Origin of the sequence: Caballeronia sp., assembly GCF_028292365.1 — a bacterium.
Lineage (GTDB): Bacteria > Pseudomonadota > Gammaproteobacteria > Burkholderiales > Burkholderiaceae > Caballeronia.
Genome location: NZ_JAQGMM010000055.1, coordinates 1 through 5,716, shown reverse-complemented (window position 1 = coordinate 5,716; position 5,716 = coordinate 1). Strand labels below are relative to the sequence as shown.

The window sequence follows — 5,716 nt, the reverse complement described above, 5'->3', positions numbered from 1 at the left end:
CAAGCTGGTGCCGGAAGGAATTGAAGGCCGCGTAGCCTATAAGGGCTCGGTCAATGCCATCCTGTTCCAGGTGGTCGGCGGCGTGCGTTTTTCCGGCGATGTCAGCAAAGCACTCGCAGCCGGCGCGGACGCGGTGATGATGGGCAGCATGCTTGCCGGCACGGAAGAATCTCCAGGCGATGTATTCCTGTTCCAGGGCCGCCAGTACAAGGCGTATCGCGGCATGGGCTCGGTCGGCGCAATGAAGGACGGCGCGGCGGACCGGTATTTCCAGGACAACTCGGCGAATATCGACAAGCTGGTGCCGGAAGGAATTGAAGGCCGCGTAGCCTATAAGGGCTCGGTCAATGCCATCCTGTTCCAGGTGGTCGGCGGCGTGCGGGCGAGCATGGGTTATTGCGGCTGCCGGAATATCGGCGAAATGCACGACAAAGCCGAATTCGTCCAGATCACGGGCGCGGGCATGCGCGAGTCGCATGTGCACGACGTGCAAATCACGAAGGAAGCACCCAACTACCACGTGGACTGACCATGAAACCGCTGCTGCGCGCTGTTCTTGTCATCAATGCACTGATTTTCCTGGCCTTTGGCGTGCTGTTCCTGCTCACGCCATGGACAGCCTTGTGGGCATCGATGCATCTCGTGACCGTGCAGCCGCCGTTTATCGGACAGTTGTTCGGGATCGCGCTGATCGGTATTGCGTGGCTGGCGGTTCATGCTGCTATCGATGGTGCCCTGACCGCGACTGCCGCGAAGGTGTCGGGACACGTGGAGTGGTTGTCGGGCCTGGTGATGATGGTCTGGCTGCTCGGTCTGCATACGCCCGAGTTGACGGGGTTTGGTCAGGTGGTCGCGGCGCTGGTTGGCGTGGCCATGCTGGTGCTGGGGCTTGGCAGCGTGAGGCTGTCAGGTGCGGTGCGGCGGCGTGAGCGCGCCGCGCTGGCCGGCGCTGCTGCGGCTGAGCGAGCCGAGAAGCGTGCGGCAAAGACCAAGACGGAAGAGCGGGTGGAACGTGTAACGCCGCCGCCCAGGCCGTTGTCGTCGGACCCCGTCGCGCCAGCAAATCCTCGTTGGGATAACGAGCCCGTTGTGGGCGAGGCTATTGCGCGCCCCGTTGCGCCCGCACCATCGGCTACCGCGTTTGATCCTGCTACTGGGCACGTGGTCGATCCGGCCACGGGGCGCTCGCTGGATCCAGCCACTGGCCGCGCGTTCGATCCCGTCAGCGGTCACAAGATCGATCCTGAAACAGGTCGTCCGATCGACCCGGTCACAGGCCGAACGGTGGATCCGGTGACCGGCCAGGTCATCGATCCGGTTCGCCGCGATCCGCGCTGAAGGCTCGCGCCGTGTTTTGGCGACCGTGTTGGGTCGGTCGAATATCTGCCGATAAACGGAGCGTTTCGTTTTATCGATGAATCTGTCTTGCTGCGGTCGGCTTCAAGTGCCGGCCGTTGAACTTTCTGCGTAACGCGATGCGCGGGACTTCGTTCCTGCTGCTTGTGTTTTCGCTTTTGCCAACCCTTTCCGTTCACTCGCCTTCCGGCCGCTGCCATGCACGACAAGATCCTGATTCTCGATTTCGGCTCCCAAGTCACCCAGTTGATCGCACGACGCATCCGCGAATCACATGTGTATTCGGAGATCCATCCGTACGACGTCGACGACGCGTTCATCCGCGAGTTCGCGCCGAAGGGCATCATTTTGTCGGGCGGCCCGAACTCGGTCACCGAACTTGGTTCGCCGCGCGCGCCGCACGCCGTCTTTGATCTCGGCGTGCCGGTGCTTGGCATTTGCTACGGCATGCAGACCATGGCTGTACAGCTCGGCGGCAAGGTCGAACTTGGTAATGTCCGTGAATTCGGTTATGCCGAAGTGCGGGCGCATAACCACACGAGCTTCCTGAACGACATTGAAGACTTCCAGACGCCCGAAGGTCACGGCATGCTGAAAGTGTGGATGAGCCACGGCGATAAGGTCGCGGACATGCCCGTCGGATTCAAGATGATGGCTTCTACGCCGGCTTGCCCGATCGCTGCAATGGCGGATGACGAGCGCCATTTCTACGGTCTTCAATGGCATCCGGAAGTCACGCATACCGTGCAGGGACGCGCGATGCTTGATCGATTCGTGCTCGAGTTGTGCGGCGCGCGTCCGGATTGGGAGATGGGGCATTACATTGATGAAGCGGTCGAGAAGATTCGCGCGCAAGTCGGCGATGAGCACGTGATCCTGGGGTTGTCGGGCGGCGTGGATTCGTCGGTGGCGGCGGCGCTTTTGCATCGCGCGATTGGCGCGCAATTGACGTGCGTTTTTGTTGACCATGGGTTGCTGCGGTTGAATGAAGCCGAGCAGGTCATGACGACGTTCGCCGATCACCTTGGCGTGAAGGTGATTCATGTTGATGCGAGCGATGTGTTTTTGTCGAAGCTTGCCGGGGTGACTGATCCTGAGGCGAAGCGGAAGATTATTGGCGCTGAGTTTGTTGAAGTGTTCCAGACGGAAGCCAACAAGCTGGCGGACGCGCAGTGGCTCGCGCAAGGGACGATTTATCCGGATGTGATCGAATCGGCAGGCAAGGGCAAGAAGGGTCACACGATCAAGAGCCATCACAACGTGGGTGGTTTGCCCGAGACGCTGAATTTGAAGTTGCTTGAACCGCTGCGCGAATTGTTCAAGGACGAAGTGCGGGAGTTGGGTGTGAAGCTTGGACTGCCGCCCGCGATGGTTTATCGGCATCCGTTCCCGGGACCGGGTTTGGGTGTGCGGATCTTGGGTGAGGTTAAAAAGGAGTTCGCTGAATTGCTGCGACACGCGGATGCGATTTTTATCGAAACGTTGAGGAATACGTTCGATAAAGAATCGGGTAAGTCGTGGTATGAGCTCACGAGCCAGGCTTTTGCGGTGTTCTTGCCGGTGAAAAGCGTGGGCGTGATGGGCGATGGGCGGACTTACGAGTATGTGGTCGCGCTGCGGGCTGTGCAGACGCTGGATTTTATGACCGCGCAGTGGGCGCATCTGCCGCATGAGCTTTTAGGGCATGTTTCGAACCGGATTATTAATGAGGTTAGAGGGATTAATCGCGTTGTTTATGATATTTCGGGGAAGCCGCCAGCTACGATTGAGTGGGAGTGAAAAGGATAATATTCTTTCCTTTTTGGCCATTTAAGGTAGTAATAGTGATCTCGTAGCTCCAAAAGACGCCCCCTTGCTCCCCGAGACTGAACCGCGCTTTGCGGCAGTTTGGGGAGCATCCTGCGTCAGTCTCCTCTGCGACTCGAACCCCGCGGCCCTGTTTTGACAGCACTCGCTAACTCGTAGCGAGTTCTTCGATGAGAACTTCGGGATGTCTTGCGGCGATATTCAGCAGGCGTTGCGCGGCACCGGATGGGGTGCGGCGACCTTGCTCTCATTCTTGAAGCGTACGTACCGATACGCCCAGCACCGCGGCAAACTGGGATTGCGAAAGTCCCACTTTCAGGCGGGCTTCGCTTGCAGCATTCAACGCAACCGTGGTTGCGCGGGCCGCCATTCCGCCCTTCATCTGCTGGCCGGCTTCCAGCAATTCGGCACCGATATCGCGCGTTTTGTCGCGCTCGATGAGTTCCTTTCTGTCTTAGGCATGATCGATTGTCCCCTTGATTGCTTTAAGGATGTGCGACGGGATATTTTTCTGTGCGCTCTTGACGTAGATAGTCAGCAACCATATCTCGCCGCTTGCCTACCGGTTGTAATCGATGACACGAACGCCATCGCTCTTGCCATTTCCCTGACGTTTCCATCGAACTTTCCGGCAACTACCTGAACTAGGGATGACGTTCCCTGAGTCGGGATTGTTCGCGAGCCATGAGCAGAATTCACGACGTTCGTCTTCACTCCAGTAGTCGGATACAAGATTCTTGAAAAGAGGTGTTTCAACGATTGTCAGCATCGGCTGACTATACGTCAATGACGTATAACATCGCAATCACCTAGGCTGCACCGCTCCGAATTGATCCCCGCATCAGTGGACGGCGAGAACCGCCAACGATCCGCCGATAGGGTCGAATGGGACGCTCGCTCGCCACGGTGCGGAAGACCCAGCGCCCGCCAATTGCTCCCCCAACGATCCATCAAAAATCCCCGTATCCTCCCGCCCCAAACGATCCCCGTTCTGCCGGCGTAAAGCGTCGTACCCGCGCCGCAATCCTCGCCACTCGGCGCTTCCGTGAAGTTCCCCTTTTCGGGGGATGGTCGCTACTTGCAAACAATCCGATGATGGCGTCTACCGGGATGCCACCGTGCGCAACATGCACCGACGGACATGCATCAGCTGTATCTGTTGTGTCAGCCCGATCCATTTCTCGACCTCAGGAGATGTAGATGCAGGACGCCGTGCAGAACTCGACGCTATCCCCGTATGCGTATCCGCTGCTGATCAAGCAATTGCTGCACACGCCGTTTGTTCAGGCGCCGGACCAGGAAATCGTGTACCGCGGCCAGTTGCGGATGACCTATACCACGCTGCGGGAACGCATTGCGCGGCTCGCCAATGGGCTGAGCCGGCTCGGCGTGCGGCACGGCAGCACCGTGGCGGTAATGGACTGGGACAGCCACCGCTATCTGGAATCTTACTTTGCAGTCCCGATGATGGGCGCTGTACTTCAGACGGTCAACGTGAGGTTGTCGGAGGCCGAAATTGCCTACACGATCAACCACGCTGGCGCAGAGGTGCTGTTTGTCCACACCGATTTCCTGCCCGTGGTCGAAGCGATCAAGGATCAGCTTGAAACCGTGCACACATTCGTGTGGATCGACGAGCCGGACAGTGAAGCGTGCGCGCACACCATTGCGTTCGCCACCGAATACGAGGCGATGCTCGCGGCGAGCGCGACGAGCTACGATTTCCCCGATTTCGACGAAAACACCCGCGCAACGACGTTCTACACGACGGGAACCACGGGCCTGCCCAAGGGCGTCTACTTCACGCATCGGCAACTGGTTCTGCACACCATCACCCTGATGGCGGCACTCGCAAGCCCTGTCTCGGGACAGCGTTTTCATCGTGGCGACGTGTACATGCCGCTCACCCCGATGTTTCACGTCCACGCATGGGGCATGCCGTATATCGCCACCGTTCTGGGTGTGAAGCAGGTCTATCCCGGCCGCTATATGCCGGACCGGCTCGCGCGACTTGTACGCGAAGAGGGCGTCACGTTCTCGCATTGCGTCGGCACGATCCTGCACATGCTGCTCTCGTGCGAAGAGGGAAAGACGACGGACATGAGCAAGTGGAAGATCATCATCGGCGGCGGTGCGTTACCGCAAGGCCTCGCTCGGGCGGCGCTGGACCGTGGCATCGATGTGTTTGTCGGTTACGGAATGTCGGAAACGTGTCCCGTCCTCAGTCTCGCGCAACTTCCGCCCGGGGCCGAAAAGCTGGACGCCGACGAGCAGCTTCGCCTGCGCTGCAAGACCGGACGGCCTGTTCCTCTTGTTGACCTGCGTGTTGTCGACGAAAACATGGAAGAACTCGTCTACGACGGCAAAGCCACCGGTGAGATCGTCGCGCGGGCACCTTGGCTCACGCAGGGCTATCTGAACAATCCCGAGGCTTCCGAGCAGCTGTGGGCCGGCGGTTATCTCCATACGCAGGACATTGCCAATATCGATGCGACGGGCAACATCCACATCACCGACCGTTTCAAGGACGTGATCAAGTCGGGCGGCGAGTGGG

4 protein-coding genes and 1 pseudogene are annotated in these 5,716 nt (G+C 59.1%); 4 read left to right on the top strand and 1 reads right to left on the bottom strand.

All coding sequences use genetic code 11. The features are described from left to right. The 3 genes from JWR14_RS03430 to guaA all read left to right on the top strand — a co-directional run. Nucleotides 1-529 (top strand): IMP dehydrogenase (locus JWR14_RS03430; RefSeq protein ID WP_299701379.1); only part of this gene is annotated, 529 nt, incomplete at its 5' end. Nucleotides 530-531: 2 nt separating this feature from the next. Continuing rightward, complete coding sequence (locus tag JWR14_RS03425; RefSeq protein WP_299701376.1) at nt 532-1,338, top strand: hypothetical protein; 807 nt, start codon at nt 532-534, stop codon at nt 1,336-1,338. A gap of 216 nt (nt 1,339-1,554) precedes the next feature. After that, on the top strand, nt 1,555-3,135 hold the full coding sequence (gene guaA, locus JWR14_RS03420) for a glutamine-hydrolyzing GMP synthase (RefSeq protein ID WP_299701373.1): 1,581 nt from the start codon (nt 1,555-1,557) through the stop codon (nt 3,133-3,135). 175 nt (nt 3,136-3,310) lie between these two features. Here the strand turns inward: guaA and JWR14_RS03415 are convergent. Next, nucleotides 3,311-3,532, bottom strand: a pseudogene (locus JWR14_RS03415) (helix-turn-helix domain-containing protein). Between the two features lie 830 nt (nt 3,533-4,362). Here JWR14_RS03415 and JWR14_RS03405 point away from each other — a divergent pair. Then, the coding region (locus JWR14_RS03405) for a long-chain-fatty-acid--CoA ligase (RefSeq protein WP_299701370.1) at nt 4,363-5,716 on the top strand (1,354 nt) is incomplete at its 3' end.